The following is a 16228-nucleotide window of genomic DNA, read 5'->3' as shown; positions in this document are numbered from 1 at the left end:
GCGGATGAATACCCTCCCTCTCAAACAGCATCGGCCGCGGCGCTTGGCGCCAACGCCGAAAAGCTCGGCGGTGATGCTGGCGCTGATCGTGCGTGCCAAGGCGGAACCCGTGCTGCTGCTGACCCGTAGACAGGCCGGCCTGCGGCACTACGCCAACGACTGGTGCCTGCCCGGCGGTCGTCAGGAACCGCAAGACGCTTCGCTGCTGGTCTGCGCCTGGCGCGAGTTCAGCGAGGAGACCGGCATCCCGGCCGACTGCGGCACCCTGCTCGGCGAACTGGACGATTTTTACAACGGCAAGGGCGAACTGGTCCGGCCGTTCGTCTGCGCCCTGCCCGAGTCGGCCCTGCAGGCGCATCTGCGCCTGCAGGCCAGCGAGGCCGTGGAGTACGCGCTGCCGGCCCTGTCCTCGCTGGCGGGCATTGCCGAGGACGCCGCCGGCCAATTTCCCTCCGCGCGCCGGCCAGCTTACCTGCTGGAGATCCACGAGCAGGGCATATCCAAGGGGCATGTCTGGGGGTTGACTGCCAGCATTCTGCTGCATTTCAGGGATGTATTGACGGGCACTGTCTCGCCCATCTGCACGGGTGAACGCTTTAAGCGCGAGGAGGCTATCCATGGAAGCGGATTTCAGTAAAGCGGGGCTGGTCGAGCTTTACGACACCACTCTGCGGGATGGCGCCCAGACCAATGGCGTGCATTTCTCGCTCAACGATAAGATCGGCATCATCGAGTTGCTCGACGATTTCGGCATCGACATCATCGAGGCCGGCTGGAACGGCGCCAATGTCACCGACACCAAGTTGTTCGACTATCTGCGCCGGCATAGGCCGCGCAACAGCCGGATCGCGGCGTTCTGCAGCACCTATCACCCCGCGCGCCGCGTCGACAGCGACCCGGTGTTCCTCGCTGGCACGGCGGCCGAGGTGCCGGTGATGACGCTGTTCGGCAAGAGCTGGGACTTCCAGGTCAGCGAGGCGCTGAAGATTCCGCTGGAGCGCAATTTGGAGATCATCGCCGAGTCGGTGGCCTACTGCCGCGCGCGCTTCGACAGCGTGGTGTTCGATGCCGAGCACTTCTTCGACGGGCTCAGCGCCAACCCCGGCTATGCCTGCGCGGTGGTCGAGGCGGCGCTGTCGGCCGGGGCCGACTGCATCGTGCTCTGCGACACCAACGGCGGCATGCTGCCGGCGCAGGTCAGCCAGGCCCTCAACATGATGCGCCGCCAGTTCCCCGCCGCGCGCTTCGGCATCCATGGGCACAACGACGCCGACACGGCCGTGGCCAACAGTCTGGCTGCGCTGGAGCATGGCGCCTTCCAGGTGCAGGGCACCATCAATGGCATCGGCGAGCGCTGCGGCAACACCAATCTGTGCTCGCTGATTCCCACGCTCGCCCTCAAGTGCGGCTATCGCATGCGCTTCATCACGCCGGAGCGCCTGACCCAGCTGCATGGCTTGGCGCGGCAGGTGGCCGAGGTGGTGCGGGTGCCGGTGTCGGCCAACCAGCCCTATGTCGGCGAGAACGCCTTCGCCCACAAGGCCGGCGTGCACATCGCCTCGGTGCTCAAACATCCGGGCTGTTACGAGCATGTCGCGCCGGAACGGGTCGGGCACAGCCGGCGCCTGGTGATTTCCGACCAGTCGGGGCGGGTCGCCATCGGCCACAAGCTCGCCGAGCTGGGCTACGGCGAATGCGGCGAGGAGACCGTCAGTCAGCTGGTCGACGAGATCAAGCGGCGCAGCAACCAGGGCTATGCCTTCGACAAGGCCGAGCTGTCCCTCGAACTGCTGATCCATGAACGCTTGAGCGCGGCGAACCAGAGTCTGGCGCTGGAGCATCTCGTCTGCGTGGCGCTGCCGCATATCGGCGCTGGCCAGCATTACCGGGTCGAGCTGGCGGTATCCATCGACGGCCGAATCCGTTTCCGCCGCGGTTTCGGCGAGGATCCGGTGGCCACCTTCCAGACCATGCTGCTGACCCTGGTGCGCGGTGCGGTGCCCGAGTTCGAGCCGCTGGAGATCCAGCAGGTGGCCGTCGAGCCCCTGGACGGCACGCGCAAGCGCGCCTGGGTCACGGTGCTGCACGGCACTCCCAGGCGCAGCATGGCGGTGGCCGAGAACTGCGAGGTGCAGGCGCTGTGCCTGGCGATCACCGAGTGCTACCGCTGGGCGTTGGTCACCGCCAGCCGCGCCCGGGAAAACCTGCTGGCCATGGCCCGGTTGGCATGAGCGGCGCCCTGAGAACGAGGCTCTGGGCCTTGGCGCTGCTCGGCTGCGGGTTTTCGGCTGGGGCGGTCGAGCCGTTGACCATCAGCCGTCTGCAGCTGCGCGCGTCCGAGGCCGACACCTATTCGTTCACCGAAAGCCTGTACCACCGGTTCGAGGGCGGCACCTACTTCCTGCAGATCTATGACAACGAGAAGGACCCGCAGGCGGACAGCGACCACGAGCGCTTCGAGTTCTTCCTCGGCAAGCCGCTCGACGAGCGCGTGGGCTGGGTGCTGCGCGAGCAGAAGTGGTCCAGCGCGCAACCCATCAGCAGCGTCGGCGTGCAACTGGAACTCGGCAAGCTGCCGTTCACCGCCGATCTGCTGAGGCGGATGAACGCCGGCTCCTTCGTCCAGGTGTTCGCCAAGAACCGTTCGGAGCTGTTGGGCAACTGGGAAGTCCTGCATTACTACCAACTGAAGACGCCGCTGGGGCTGCCCTTGGAAATCCGCGGCAACAACATTTACTACCACCGCCAGGAGGGCGATCTGTGGAATCTCTGGCTGGACGCTATCCACCCCGTGCACAGGCATTGGGACCTCTACCTCCGTTGGAACTACCTCAGCGAAGCCGATCCCTTGCTCGGGCGGGAAGGTAACACCACGTCCCTCGGCGTTCGCTTCAACTTCTAAAACGGGAGAAAACCATGTTCCGATTGCTAGCCGCTTCGCTCGTTCTCGTCTCCGCGCTGTGCCATGGCGAGGAACCGGTGAAGGAAAACCTGGTGATGGGTTTTGTGCCCTCACGTAGCGTGCACGAAATCCAGATTTCCTCGCAGAAGATCGCCGACTATCTGAGCCGCAAGACCGGCTACGGGATCACGGCCATCACCCTGTCCAACTACGCCGGCGTCGCCCTGGCGATGAAGTCCAAGCGCGTCGATTTCGCCTTCGTCGGACCGATCAACTACCTGCTGATCGACGAGCGCGCCGGTGCCTTGCCGCTGACCGCCGCCGTGCGCCACGGCCAGAAGGGCTACCGCGGGATGATCATCGTCCGCGCCGACAGCGGCATCCACAGCCTGGCGGATCTCAAGGGCAAGCATTTCGCTTTCGGCGATTCGCTGTCCGCTTCCGCCAACCTCTATCCCAAGGCGGCATTGCGCGAGGCCGGGATCGATCCGAAGAAGGACATCAAGTCGTTGAGCCTCAGCAGCCAGAACGCGGTGGTGACCTCGGTGCTGACCGGCAAGGTGGATGCTGGCGCGGTCTACGAGGACGCGCGGCTCAACCCCGAGGTGCTCAAGTACTACCCGGACGCGGCGCCCCGCACCCGGGTGATCTACCACACCCCGCTGATCCCGGGAGATCCGCAGATCGCCCGCGCCAGCCTCAACGTCGGGCAGCGCGAGAAGCTGGCCGAAGCGCTGCTGGCGATGGCGCGCGACGCGCAGGCCAAGGGCTGGCTCAAGGACATCTACGGCATCGATGGTCTCGACGCGGCCACGGCCGAGGAATACCAGGGCCTGCGCAGCGTGGTGGAACAGGTCGATCCCAGCCTGCTGTCGTCGGCCGAGTGAGGGCATAGCCATGACCGAGAAAGCCGTCGCATTGGATATTCGTGAGCTGCAAGTGTGCTACCCGGGGAGCAAGCAGATAGTGCTGGACATCCCCCAGCTCCGCATCGAGGCGGGCAGCTTCACTGCGGTGGTCGGGCCCTCCGGAGCGGGCAAATCGACCCTGCTGCGCGCCCTCAACGGCCTGGTCAAGCCCAGCCGCGGCGGGGTCCGCGTCCTGGGCGGCAGCGCCGAGCAGCTGACGCTCCTGCGCCGGCAGGTGTCTATGGTGTTCCAGGGCTTCAACCTGATGCCGCGCCTGAGCGTGCTGAGCAACGTGCTGGTCGGGCGCCTGTCGCACAAGAGCGGGCTGGCCAAGTTCGGCGCCTACTTCACCGTCGAGGACCGCGAGGTCGCCCTGCGTGCGCTCAGCCAGGTGGGCATGCTGCGCTACGCCTACCGCGACGTGCGCGATCTCTCCGGTGGGCAGAAGCAGCGCGTCGCCATCGCCCGCTGCCTGGCTCAGCAGGCGAGCATCATCCTGGCCGACGAGCCGGTCGCCTCCCTGGACCCCCTGAATGCGCGCAACGTCATGGCGCTGCTGCACAGCCTGAATCAGGAGCACGGCATCACCGTGGTGGTGAACCTGCACCAGGCCGAGCTGGTTGAGGCCTATTGCAACAGCGTGGTCGGACTCAAGGCCGGCCACCTGATGTTTCACCAGGTGATGGCTAAGAGCCATGGCAACGATTCGTCCTGGAAACAAATCTATGCGTGAGGAGACGGCAATGTCCGGCAACGTCCTGTTGGGGTTCCTGCCCGGGGCCCGTGAATTCAGAACCCGGCGTTACTGGCTGGCCCTGCGCGACAGCCTGATGTTCGCCCTGTGCCTGCTCGCCAGCGCCGCGCTGTTCGATCTGCCGAGCATGGCCGCGGTCGGGCTGCTGCTGGTGCTCAGCGAGGGCTATCAAACCTTGCACGCCAACTATCGGCAACAGTGCGAGGCGGCCTTGCAGACCTATCCGCTGGAGGCCGGCAGCGGCGACCTCTGCGCCGTCATGAGGCTGTTCCGCCGGCCGTCCTGGTGGCTACCGGTGCTCAACTGGCCCTGGCTGCTGATCGCCTTCATCGGCCTTGCCGGGCTGGCGTTGGGGCAGAGCACCCAGGTGTCGCTGAGCGGCATCATCCAGGGCCTGCCGGTGGCCGGCGAGTTTCTCCGCGGCCTGCTGCACCCCAACTGGGCGCTGCTGCACGAGGCTGTCTTCGTCTATGCCCGCCAAACCCTCGAGGTGGCGCTGCTGGGCACCGCCCTGGGCTTCGTCCTGGCGCTGCCTGTGAGCTTCTTCTGTGCGCAGAACCTGATGAGCGAGAACCTGCTGAGCAAGGGGCTGTATCTGGTTTGCCGCGCCATCATGGTGGTCCTGCGCTCGTTGCCGACCTTCATGCTTGGCCTGATCTTCGTCGCCCTGGTCGGCCTGGGGCCGTTCCCCGGCGTACTGGCGATCAGCCTGTTTTCCTTCGGCGTGATGGTCAAGCTGTTCTCCGAAACCATCGAGACCATCGACTACGGCGCGGTCGAGGGGATCAAGGCCAGCGGCGGCCACTGGTTCAACGCGGTGACCTTCGCGGTGATTCCCCAAGCCTTCCCAGGCATCCTCGCGCAGTTGCTCTACTGCATGGAGATCAACGTGCACAGCGCCTCGGTGCTGGGCCTGATCGGCGCCGAGGGCATCGGCCTGCCGATCCACGAATACCTCTCGGCGCTGGCCTACGACAGCGCCGCCCCCTTCATCTTGGTGACTATCGTGATGACCATAGTGATCGACTATGCCAGCGCCTTCCTGCGCAGGAAGATCATCTGATGGAGCTGGCCATGCAGGATGTTGCGCTGCCTTCGCGGCGGGCTGTCGCGCCTCAGGGTGAAGGATTCCGGGTGGTGCGGGTGCAGCCGGAAACCGCCGAGGCGGTGTCCCTGATTCTCGAGCGCGAGGGCAATGGCGAGGGGTTCAGCTATGCGGCGGGTCAGTACCTCAGCCTGCACTTGCCCATCGAGGGCCAGGACTGCGTGCGCTGCTATTCCCTCAGCACCGCGCCGCACGAGGCGGAGCTGCGCGTCACCATCAAACGGGTGCGTGACGGTCGGGTGTCCAGTTACCTGACCAGCCAGCCGCTGGTCGGCGCGCGCCTGATCGGCGGCCGTGCCCTCGGCGACTTCACCCTGCGTGATAGCGCGCGGCCGTTCCTCGGCGTGGCGGCCGGCAGCGGCATCACGCCGGTCATCTCCATGCTTAAGCACATGCTGCACAGCACTGAGCAGCCATGCCGCCTGCTGTATGTCACGCCGCACCCGGAGCAGACTATCTTCCGCCAGGAGCTGGAGCAGCTGAGCCGGGCCTACCCCGAACGTTTGGAGGTGCACCACTGGTACACCCGCCTGCAGGGTGCCTGGGAGAAAGGGCTGGCGGGCAGGGTGCTCGGCGAACTGGCGCGGGGCGACTGCCCGGACGTCTATCTGTGCGGGCCCGCGACTTGGATGGAGCAGGTGCAGGAGCGGGTCGTGACGCAGACGGAACGGTTCGGCGGCTGCTACTGCGAGTCCTTCACCCCGTCCGCGCAGATCCCGGCGCCGGCCGGCGGCGAGGCACTGCATGAAGTCGTGCTGCAACACGGTGGCGAGACCCATCGGCTGCTGGCTGCGGCAGGGCAGAGCATCCTGGCCAGCGCCCGTGCGGCCGGCTTGGACTTGCCGTCCGGCTGCGAGCAGGGCAAATGCGGCTGCTGCATGGCGCGCTGTGTGACGGGCGAGCTGGACGCTGGCGCCACCGACTTCCTGACGCTGGACGAGATCGCACGGGGCTACCTACTCTGCTGTCAGGCCAGCCCGAAATCGGCGTGCGAGCTGGCGTTGGAGGGCTGATCAGAGGGTGGTAGGGGCGAATAAATCCGCCTCTACCGGGCATTGCGGACGCGGGGGCGATAAATCGCACCCCACGCGAGGTTAGACGTTAAAGCGGAAGTGCATGACGTCGCCGTCTTTGACGATGTAGTCCTTGCCTTCCAAGCGCCACTTACCGGCTTCTTTCGTCCCGGCCTCACCCTTGAACTGGATGAAGTCGTCGTAGGCGATCACTTCGGCGCGGATAAAGCCTTTCTCGAAGTCGGTGTGAATCACTGCGGCGGCTTGCGGTGCCGTGGCGCCGATGCGCACGGTCCAGGCGCGAACTTCCTTCACCCCGGCGGTGAAGTAGGTCTGTAGGTTGAGCAGCTGGTAACCGGCGCGGATCACGCGGTTGAGGCCTGGCTCTTCCATGCCGAGGTCGGCGAGAAATTCGGCTTTCTCTTCTTCTTCCAGTTCGCCGATCTCGGCTTCCAGTTTGTTGCAGATCGGTACCACGACCGCGCCTTCGGCGGCGGCGATGGCGTTAACCACATCTAGCAACGGGTTGTTCTCGAAGCCGTCTTCGGCAACGTTGGCGATGTACATCACCGGCTTGACGGTCAGCAGGTGCAGGGACTTGATGCGCAGCTTCTCGTCGTCGCTGAGGTCTTTCAGCAGGGTGCGGGCTGGCTTGCCATCGGTGAAATGGTTTTGCAGCTTTTCCAGCAGGTCTTTCAAGGCGACGGCTTCTTTGTCGCCGCTTTTGGCGTTGCGCTGAGCCTTCTGGATCTGCTTTTCGACGCTGTCGAGGTCGGCGAAGATCAGTTCGAGATCGATGATCTCGATGTCGCGCTTGGGGTCGACGCTGTTCGACACGTGGATCACGTTCTCGTCTTCGAAGCAGCGCACCACGTGGGCGATGGCGTCGGTTTCGCGGATGTTGGCGAGGAACTTGTTGCCCAGACCTTCACCTTTGGAGGCGCCTTCCACTAGGCCGGCGATGTCGACGAACTCCATGGTCGTCGGCAGGACGCGCTCGGGCTTGACGATGGCTGCCAGGGCGTCGAGGCGCAGGTCAGGCATCGGCACGATGCCGCTGTTCGGCTCGATGGTGCAGAAGGGGAAGTTCTCCGCGCTGATGCCGGCCTTGGTCAGGGCATTGAACAGGGTGGACTTGCCGACGTTGGGCAGGCCGACGATGCCGCAGTTGAATCCCATGGTGTATCCCTCGCGGAGATGAGTTCGGTAAATAAAGTGGTTCAGGCCTTCTGGCTGTGCAGGAGTTTCATCGCACGGTTCCAATGCCCGGCGTAAACCTCCGGCAGCACGCCGAGGGCAAAGTCGATGCTGGCATCCAGCTTCTCCTGTTCGGTGCGGGGTGCGCGGCCGAGGACGAAGCCAGTTACCTTGTTGCTGTCGCCCGGGTGGCCGATGCCAAGCCGCAGGCGGTGAAAGGTATTCTGATTGCCGAGTTGGGCGATGATGTCGCGCAACCCGTTGTGCCCGCCGTGGCCGCCGCCTTGTTTGAACTTGGCGACACCGGGCGGCAAATCGAGTTCGTCGTGCGCTACCAGAATGGCCTCTGCCGGGATCCGGTAAAAGCTCGCCAGCGCCGCTACGGCTTGGCCGCTGCGGTTCATGAAGGTAGTCGGGATCAGCAGACGAATGTCGTGGCCTTGGTGGCTGAACCGCGCCGTCAGGCCGAAAAACTTGCGCTCTACAGCGAGGCTGACCCGTTGGGCCGCCGCCAGGCGCTCAACAAAAAGGGCCCCTGCGTTATGCCGGGTCTGTTCGTATTCGGCGCCTGGATTACCCAGGCCGACGATCAGTTGCACGGCAGTCACGACAGGAGCCCTTCCTCAGACTAAGCGAGTAATTACTCGGCTGCGCCTTCTTCTTTAGCTACGCGGGAAGCGTGGACGTTGGCAACAGCCAGGTCGTTACCGTGAGCCAGTGCAACGAACTCAACGCCTTTCGGAGCTGTCAGCTCGGACAGGTGAACGATCTGACCGATTTCAACTTTAGCCATGTCGACTTCGATGAATTCCGGCAGGTCTTTCGGCAGGCAGGAAACTTCGACTTCAGCAACGGTGTGAGAAACTTCGGCGCCTTGTTGCTTAACGGCAACGCTGGTTTCCTGGTTGATGAAGTGCAGCGGTACGTGAGCGGTCAGCTTCTGGCCGGCGACAACGCGCAGGAAGTCAGCGTGCAGCACGTGGCCTTTGGCCGGGTGGCGTTGCAGAGCCTTGATCAGAACGCTTTCGGCTTTACCGTCAACGGTCAGGCTGATCACGTGGCTGAAAGCGGCTTCGTTTTCCAGCAGTTTGGCCACTTCTTTAGCCAGCAGGCTGATGGATTGCGGAGCTTGTTCGCCACCGTAAATTACGGCAGGAACTTGGCTGGCGAGACGACGCAGGCGGCGGCTCGCACCTTTCCCCAGGTCGGAACGCACTTCAGCATTCAGGGTAAATTCATTCATGGTGTATCTCCAATATAAACGACAACGCCCGCAGCGCTTGCGACCGGCGCTCGGGCGATTCGGCAAAAAGCCCCGCACGAGGCGGGGCGCTTTTCGTTCTACGCAATCTAGCCAGGGGTTTAGCCCTTAGCGGAACATCGCGCTGATCGATTCTTCGTTGCTGATACGGCGAACCGCTTCAGCGACTACCGGCGCGATATCCAGTTGGCGGATACGTTTGCAGGCTTGTCCAGCGGCAGACAGCGGGATGGTGTTGGTCACCACCAGCTCGTCGAGCATGGAGTTTTCAATGTTTTCGATGGCACGGCCAGAGAGAACAGGGTGGGTGCAGTAGGCAAATACCTTGGCTGCGCCGTGTTCTTTCAGGGCTTTGGCCGCGTGGCAGAGTGTGCCGGCGGTGTCGACCATGTCATCGACCAGGATGCAGGTACGGCCTTCGACATCGCCGATGATGTGCATCACTTCCGATTGGTTGGCTTTCTCGCGACGCTTGTCGATGATCGCCAGATCGACCCCGAGGGATTTCGCGACGGCACGCGCACGCACCACACCGCCAATATCCGGGGAGACGATCATCATGTTGTCAAAGCGCTGATCTTCGATGTCATCCACCAGCACCGGGGAGCCGTAGATGTTATCCACGGGAATATCGAAGAAGCCTTGAATCTGATCGGCGTGCAAATCGACAGTGAGAACCCGGTCAATGCCGACGACGGTCAGCATATCAGCCACCACTTTGGCGCTGATGGCTACACGGGCAGAACGCGGACGGCGATCCTGGCGTGCATAACCGAAGTAGGGGATTACCGCCGTGATTCGAGAAGCCGAGGAGCGGCGGAAGGCATCAGCCATCACCACCAGTTCCATCAGGTTATCGTTGGTTGGCGCGCATGTCGGCTGGATCAGGAAGACGTCTTTACCGCGGACGTTTTCGTTGATCTCAATGCTGATTTCGCCGTCGGAAAACTTTCCAACAGAGGCATCGCCGAGGGGGATATGCAGCTGACGTACGATACGCCGCGCCAGATCGGGGTTAGCATTCCCCGTAAAGACCATCATCTTGGACACGCGCAGTACCTGCCGGCTGAGGGTATATCAGGATGAGTATAGAAAATGGCAGGGGCGGCTGGATTCGAACCAACGCATGGCAGGATCAAAACCTGCTGCCTTACCGCTTGGCGACGCCCCTGTAATGTTGCAACTGGATGCCGAGCATCCGTTTCTCAGGACAGGCTTTGTAGCTTGCGGTGCAACATCGAAACGTTGCTGCCTTTTGCGACAAACCCTGGCAGGGAGACTGGAAGTTGGGCCGCGACTTTATCAGCTTCGGCTTTGTTAGGGAAGCTCCCAAAAACACAACCACCAGTGCCGGTTAATCTAACTGAAACAAATTTGTTTAGCAAGATCAAAGCGTTACGAATATCTGGGTAACGCTTCTCGACCACCGACTGACAGTCATTTCGACCGCCCCGCTCGAGAACGGCCGACAATGTAATCGCCGGAGTATCGCGTGTCAACTCCGGGTCGGAGAAAATTTCTGCTGTGCTGACAGCTACTTGCGGTATGGCCACGAGAAACCAGGGTTCGGCCAGCTCAACCGGGGTCAGGCGCTCACCGATGCCCTCGGCGAAGGCGGCGTGACCGTGGACGAATACCGGCACATCGGCGCCCAGGCCCAGGCCCAGTGTGGCCATGCGGTTTGCATCCCAGCCCAGTTGCCACAGGTGGTTGAGGCCGAGCAGGGTGGTCGCCGCATCGGAACTGCCGCCACCGATACCGCCGCCCATGGGCAGGCGTTTGTTCAGCCAGATATCGGCGCCGAGCAGGCAGCCGCTGTGCTGTTGCAGTTGGCGCGCGGCCCGGACGATCAGGTTGCTGTCGTGGGGGACGCCGGCGATTTCGCTGTGCAGGCGGATCTCGCCGTCTTCGCGCAGGGCGAAACTGAGTTCGTCGCCGTAGTCGAGGAACTGAAACAGTGTCTGCAACTGGTGATAGCCGTCGGCGCGGCGGCCGAGGATATGCAACATCAGGTTGAGTTTTGCCGGTGCCGGCAGGGTCAGGCGTGCCGCGGGCATGTCACTGACCGAGCTGGCGCGGTTGCCAGTCCTTGACCACCAGGGTGACGTCGAGGTCACGGCCGTGCAGCTTGAGGCGATCCGGCAGCCAGTAGCCGTTCTGCTCGGCGTAGCTGAGGTATTCGACCTGCCAGCCGTCCTGCTCCATGCGGGCGAGGTGGCTGGTGCTGTCCAGTGTCAGGATGCTCTTGCTGTCCGGTGCCGGTAAGCCACGCACCCACCAGATCAGGTGGGATATTGGCAGCTTCCAGCCCAACTGTTCATCCAGCAGTGCTTCGGGTGAGTCGGCCTGATAGCGGCCCTGGTTGGCCACTTCGAGTGTCACCTTGCCAGGGCGACCGGTCAGGCGCGCGGCGCCACGGCCAAGCGGGCCGGACAGGCGGATGTCGTAGTAGCCCTGGCGTTGCAGCCAGAACAAGGTGGCGCTCCCGCTTTCTGTTTTACCGGCGCCACGCGGGGCGCGGATGCCGACCTTGCCGCTGATCTGCCACGCATCGAGCGTGCTGATCCGCTGTTTGTGGGCTTGCCAGTGGGCGGGATCACCCTGGCCTTTCAGCGCTTCATAGGAGGTGAGGCCGGCGCAGCCGCTGAGTAGGGTGAGCAGGCCGATAACGATGAGGTGGCGCAAACGCATGGATTAAAGCTTCTCGGAACCAGTCAGGCGCAGCAGGGTGCCGCGCAGGATGCTGTTGTCGGGTTGTTCTTTCAGGGCGCTAGCCCAGACTTGCCGGGCCTCGCGCTGTTTGCCGTTGGCCCACAGCACTTCGCCCAGGTGGGCGGCGACTTCTGCGTCGGGGTAGCGCTCCAGGGCTTGTCGCAGCAAACGTTCAGCTTCATCGAGATTGCCCAGGCGGAAGTTCGCCCAGCCGAGGCTGTCGAGAATCGCCGGATCGTCCGGGCTCAGTTGATGTGCTTGTTCGATCAAGGCTTTGCCTTCGGCATAGCGCGTGGTGCGATCGGCCAGGGTATAGCCGAGGGCGTTGAGGGCCATGGCGTTGTCCGGCTCGCGCGCCAGGATAAAGCGCAGATCCTTCTCCAGTTGGCCTAGATCATTGCGCTTTTCCGCCAGCATGGAACGGGTGTAGAGCAGGTTGAGGTCGTCCGGAAACTGTTCCAGCGCCTGCTGGATGACGCGCCAGGCTGCATCGTATTGCTCACGTTTGGACAGCGCTTCGGTTTCGATCAGATAGAGTTGGATGGCGTAGTCGGGTTGGCTGTCGCGGGCCGTGGCTAAATGCTTGGAGGCTTCTGCGCCGCGACCACTGTCGAACAGTATCTCGCTCTGGCGTAGTTGTGCCGGTAGGTAGTCGTTGCCGGGGCCGACCAGACCGTATTCGATCAGGGCGCTGTCTTTGTTACCCAGTTCCTCGTAGGCACGACCGAGATTGAAGTGGGCGGCGTCGACATGGCTGTTGCGCTCCACCAACTCTTCCAGATAGGCGATGGCTTCCTGCCAGGCTTCGGCCTCCAGGCAGACCAGGGCCAAAGAGAAGCGCAGGTCGTCATCATCCGGGAACTGCTGCACCAGGGTCGCGAACTCGCTCTTGGCATCGTCCAGGCGCTCCTGCTCGACCAGCAGGCGGGCGTAGGCCAAGCGCAGGCGCTTGTCGTCCGGGTGCTGTTTGATGCCTTTTTCCAGCAGCGGCAGGGCCTCGTCGCCGCGTTTCAGGCCTTGTAGCAAGCGTGCGCGGAGCAGCAGCGGGGCGACGTCATGGGTGCCGGCCGGCTGATCTTCCAGCAGTTTGAGTGCCGTATCCGGGTGGCCGTCCTGTTGCAGTAGCAGGGCTTTGCCAAACAGCAACTGGCCGTTATCCGGGTATTTCAGCAGCAGGCGGTCGAAGCTTTGCAGCAGGCCGGCGCGCGTATCGGGATCGGTCTCGGCGGCGGAGAGGGCGAGGAAGTCGAAGTGCGTATCGCCTTGGCCCTGCAGGACCGTCTCCATATAGGTCATGGACTCGTCGTAGCGCCCCGCGCGGGCCAGTTGTATCGCCGCGGCGCGTTGTGCATCGAGGCTGCTCGGGGCGTTTTTCGCCCAGATCAGCGCGGTATCCAGCGCGGCCTGGTCGGCGCCGAGGTATTCGGCGATGCGAAAGCCCCGCTCGGCGACACCGGCATCCTGAGTGGCGTTGGCCTGCTGTACATAGTTGCCGAGGGCGATATCGAAGCGGTTACGTTGCCCGGCCAGCTCGGCGCTGAGCAGGGCGAACAGCGTTTCCTGGCTGAACGAGCCATAGACTTGCGGCTTGGCTGGAGCCGGCGCTGGCGTGACGTCCTCCACCGGTGGGGTGCCGTCCGGTGCGGAAGGGCTCAGTGTTTGACAACCGCCTAAGAACAAGAGGGCGGCGAGCAACGGGAACGATCTATTCATAGAGGAAAGGGCGACTTACCTGCGGTCGGATCATCATGACACAAGCCGTTGGGCAAACCCATGGGGCTATCTATGGTTTGAAGCGAGTGCGTAGGCTGGGTAGAGGCGGCTTTTGCCGAAACCCAGCGATTTTGAATATTTCAAGAGCGCTGGGTTGCGCTTCGCTCTACGCCAGCCTACGTTTCGCTTCGCTTTACCTCTGCCTGCATTTCACCAGCCGACGTTAGGACAATAATGAGCGGTGGTTGTTCTCAATCTGGTGAAGTAGGACAATTGCCGGCTTCCCGTACCCGTCAGCGAACCTGCATGGCCTTTCTTGCCCTCGGTATCAATCACAAAACCGCCTCGGTGGATGTCCGCGAACGCGTGGCTTTCACCCCTGAGCAGTTGGTTGAGGCCTTGCAGCAGCTGTGCCTGCGCACCGAAAGCCGTGAGGCGGCGATCCTCTCGACCTGCAACCGCAGTGAGCTGTATCTCGAACAGGACAGTCTGACCGCCGACGCGGTGCTGGCTTGGCTGGCCGATTACCACCAGCTCAGTCTGGAGGAGCTGCGCGCCTGCGCCTACGTGCATCAGGACGATTCGGCGGTGCGGCACATGATGCGCGTGGCCTCTGGCCTCGATTCCATGGTGCTTGGCGAGCCGCAGATTCTCGGGCAGATGAAGTCCGCTTACGCTGTGGCGCGCGAGGCCGGCACCGTTGGCCCATTGCTGGGGCGGTTATTCCAGGCGACCTTCAGCACCGCCAAGCTGGTGCGGACCGATACCGCGATTGGCGAGAACCCGGTGTCGGTGGCTTTCGCCGCGGTCAGCCTGGCCAAGCAGATCTTCAGTGATCTGCATCGCAGCCAGGCGCTGCTGATTGGCGCCGGCGAGACCATCACCTTGGTCGCGCGGCACCTGCATGAGCAGGGTGTCAAACGGATTGTCGTGGCCAACCGCACCCTAGAGCGCGCCAGTCAGTTGGCGGAACAGTTCGGCGCCCATGCGGTGCTGCTCGCGGAAATACCTCACGAACTGGTCAACAGCGATATCGTCATCAGCTCCACCGCCAGCCAGCTGCCGATTCTCGGCAAGGGCGCGGTCGAGAGCGCGCTGAGGCTGCGCAAGCACAAACCGATTTTTATGGTCGACATCGCCGTGCCGCGCGATATCGAGCCGGAAGTCGGCGAGCTGGATGACGTCTATTTGTACAGTGTCGATGATCTGCACGAAGTCATCGCGGAAAACCTCAAGAGTCGCCAGGGTGCCGCCCAGGCTGCGGAAGAACTGGTCGCCGCCGGGGCCGACGACTTCATGCTGCGCCTGCGCGAACTGGCCGCGGTGGATGTGCTCAAGGCCTATCGGCAACAGGCCGAGCGCCTGCGCGACGAGGAATTGGCCAAGGCGCAGCGCCTGCTGGCCAACGGCAACTCGGCCGACGAGGTGTTGGCGCTGCTGGCGCGCGGCCTGACCAATAAACTGCTGCATGCCCCCAGCGTGCAGCTGAAAAAACTCTCCGCCGACGGCCGCATCGACGCGCTGGCCGTGGCCCAGGAACTCTTTGCCCTCGACGAGGGTACGACGGATAAACCCCCGCAATGAAAGCTTCACTGCTGAACAAACTGGACATTCTCCACGACCGTTTCGAGGAACTCACGGCGCTGCTCGGGGATGCCGAGGTGATCGGTGACCAAAACAAGTTTCGCGCGTATTCCAAGGAGTACGCCGAAGTTGAACCGGTGGTTCGGGCCTTTCAAGAGTTCCGCAAGGTGCAGGCTGACATGGACGGGGCCCAGGTGCTGCTCAAAGACAGCGACCCCGACCTGCGCGAGATGGCCGAGGAGGAGGTTGCCCAGGGCAAGGAACAACTGCTCGAACTGGAGGCTCGTCTGCAGCGCATGCTGTTGCCGAAGGACCCGAATGACGGGCGTAACGTCTTCCTCGAAGTGCGCGCCGGCACCGGTGGCGACGAGGCGGCGATCTTCTCCGGCGACCTGTTCCGCATGTATTCACGCTATGCCGAGCGGCGTGGCTGGCGGGTCGAGATCCTGTCGGAGAATCTTGGCGAGCACGGCGGCTATAAAGAGGTCATCGCCCGTGTCGAAGGCGATAACGTCTATGCCAAGCTGAAGTTCGAGTCCGGCGCCCACCGCGTGCAGCGCGTGCCGGAAACCGAATCCCAGGGCCGCATCCACACCTCGGCCTGCACCGTCGCGGTGTTGCCCGAGCCGGATGAGCAGCAGGCGATCGAGATCAACCCCGCCGATCTGCGCGTGGACACCTACCGCTCCTCGGGGGCGGGTGGTCAGCACGTGAACAAGACCGACTCGGCCATCCGCATTACCCACATGCCCTCTGGCATAGTCGTCGAATGCCAGGAAGAGCGCTCGCAGCACAAGAACCGCGCCAAGGCCATGGCCTGGCTGTCGGCCAAGCTGAACGACCGGCAAGAGGCCGCGGCGCACAAGGAAATTTCCGATACGCGCAAACTGCTGGTCGGTTCCGGCGATCGCTCCGAGCGCATCCGTACCTACAACTTCCCGCAAGGGCGGGTCACCGATCACCGCATCAACCTGACCCTCTATTGCCTGGACGAGGTGCTGGCCGGTGGCGTCGACGCGGTGATCGAGCCACTGCTCAGCGAATACCAGGCCGACCAGTTGGCCGCCCTCGGAGACTGA

General features: G+C 63.3%; 16 protein-coding genes and 1 tRNA gene. 9 read left to right on the top strand and 8 right to left on the bottom strand.

Annotation, left to right across the window (positions count from 1 at the left end; all coding sequences use genetic code 11):
* The first annotated feature begins 4 nt into the window (after positions 1-4).
* Genes FFS12_RS17980 through FFS12_RS17950 form a run of 7 tightly spaced genes read left to right on the top strand, consistent with a single transcriptional unit; the run spans position 5 to position 6682 of the window.
* A complete protein-coding gene (locus FFS12_RS17980) occupies positions 5-637 on the top strand; it encodes a CoA pyrophosphatase (protein WP_171011914.1) in 633 nt (210 codons plus the stop codon).
* Positions 618-2231: a citramalate synthase gene (cimA, locus tag FFS12_RS17975; RefSeq protein ID WP_137888841.1), complete on the top strand. Its 1614-nt coding sequence runs from the start codon at positions 618-620 to the stop codon at positions 2229-2231. The genes FFS12_RS17980 and cimA overlap by 20 nt, the downstream gene beginning before the upstream one ends.
* Entirely contained in the window at positions 2228-2902 is a 675-nt protein-coding gene (locus tag FFS12_RS17970) for a hypothetical protein (protein WP_137888838.1), read from the top strand. The genes cimA and FFS12_RS17970 overlap by 4 nt, the downstream gene beginning before the upstream one ends.
* A gap of 14 nt (positions 2903-2916) precedes the next feature.
* Positions 2917-3789 carry a phosphate/phosphite/phosphonate ABC transporter substrate-binding protein gene (locus tag FFS12_RS17965; RefSeq protein WP_137888836.1) on the top strand — a complete coding sequence of 291 codons (873 nt, stop codon included), beginning with the start codon at positions 2917-2919 and terminating at the stop codon, positions 3787-3789.
* 10 nt (positions 3790-3799) lie between these two features.
* Positions 3800-4543 (top strand): phosphonate ABC transporter ATP-binding protein, encoded by a 744-nt coding sequence (locus tag FFS12_RS17960; protein ID WP_137888834.1) that lies wholly within the window; start codon positions 3800-3802, stop codon positions 4541-4543.
* Positions 4544-4553: 10 nt separating this feature from the next.
* Entirely contained in the window at positions 4554-5627 is a 1074-nt protein-coding gene (gene phnE, locus FFS12_RS17955; protein ID WP_171011913.1) for a phosphonate ABC transporter, permease protein PhnE, read from the top strand.
* Positions 5628-5638: 11 nt separating this feature from the next.
* Complete coding sequence (locus FFS12_RS17950) at positions 5639-6682, top strand: flavin reductase family protein (protein ID WP_171011912.1); 1044 nt, start codon at positions 5639-5641, stop codon at positions 6680-6682.
* Between the two features lie 81 nt (positions 6683-6763).
* Here FFS12_RS17950 and ychF read toward each other — a convergent pair whose 3' ends face one another.
* The 8 genes from ychF to FFS12_RS17910 all read right to left on the bottom strand — a co-directional run bounded on the left by ychF (position 6764) and on the right by FFS12_RS17910 (position 13565).
* On the bottom strand, positions 6764-7861 hold the full coding sequence (ychF, locus tag FFS12_RS17945; protein ID WP_137888828.1) for a redox-regulated ATPase YchF: 1098 nt from the start codon (positions 7859-7861) through the stop codon (positions 6764-6766).
* A gap of 41 nt (positions 7862-7902) precedes the next feature.
* Complete coding sequence (gene pth / locus FFS12_RS17940) at positions 7903-8487, bottom strand: aminoacyl-tRNA hydrolase (protein ID WP_137888826.1); 585 nt, start codon at positions 8485-8487, stop codon at positions 7903-7905.
* A gap of 32 nt (positions 8488-8519) precedes the next feature.
* The gene (locus FFS12_RS17935) at positions 8520-9122 is read right to left on the bottom strand and encodes a 50S ribosomal protein L25/general stress protein Ctc (protein WP_137888824.1); all 603 of its coding nucleotides are present in this window, start codon (positions 9120-9122) and stop codon (positions 8520-8522) included.
* A gap of 126 nt (positions 9123-9248) precedes the next feature.
* A complete protein-coding gene (locus FFS12_RS17930) occupies positions 9249-10190 on the bottom strand; it encodes a ribose-phosphate pyrophosphokinase (RefSeq protein ID WP_137888823.1) in 942 nt (313 codons plus the stop codon).
* Positions 10191-10236: 46 nt separating this feature from the next.
* Positions 10237-10311, bottom strand: a tRNA-Gln gene (locus FFS12_RS17925).
* A 34-nt stretch (positions 10312-10345) separates the two neighbouring features.
* Positions 10346-11197, bottom strand: coding sequence for a 4-(cytidine 5'-diphospho)-2-C-methyl-D-erythritol kinase (ispE, locus tag FFS12_RS17920; protein WP_137888821.1), 852 nt, complete (start codon positions 11195-11197; stop codon positions 10346-10348).
* Between the two features lies 1 nt (position 11198).
* Positions 11199-11831, bottom strand: coding sequence for a lipoprotein insertase outer membrane protein LolB (gene lolB, locus FFS12_RS17915; RefSeq protein ID WP_137888819.1), 633 nt, complete (start codon positions 11829-11831; stop codon positions 11199-11201).
* A 3-nt stretch (positions 11832-11834) separates the two neighbouring features.
* Complete coding sequence (locus FFS12_RS17910) at positions 11835-13565, bottom strand: tetratricopeptide repeat protein (RefSeq protein WP_137888818.1); 1731 nt, start codon at positions 13563-13565, stop codon at positions 11835-11837.
* A gap of 306 nt (positions 13566-13871) precedes the next feature.
* On the opposite strand from FFS12_RS17910, the gene hemA reads away from it, so the two are divergent.
* Positions 13872-15149: a glutamyl-tRNA reductase gene (gene hemA, locus FFS12_RS17905; protein ID WP_137888816.1), complete on the top strand. Its 1278-nt coding sequence runs from the start codon at positions 13872-13874 to the stop codon at positions 15147-15149.
* Positions 15146-16228, top strand: coding sequence for a peptide chain release factor 1 (gene prfA / locus FFS12_RS17900; RefSeq protein ID WP_137888814.1), 1083 nt, complete (start codon positions 15146-15148; stop codon positions 16226-16228). Before hemA ends, prfA begins: the two co-directional genes overlap by 4 nt.

This window comes from Pseudomonas sp. 2FE (assembly GCF_005503735.1).
Lineage (GTDB): Bacteria > Pseudomonadota > Gammaproteobacteria > Pseudomonadales > Pseudomonadaceae > Aquipseudomonas.
The sequence above is the reverse complement of the archived record's forward strand: the minus strand, read 5'-3'. Positions and strand labels throughout refer to the sequence as shown.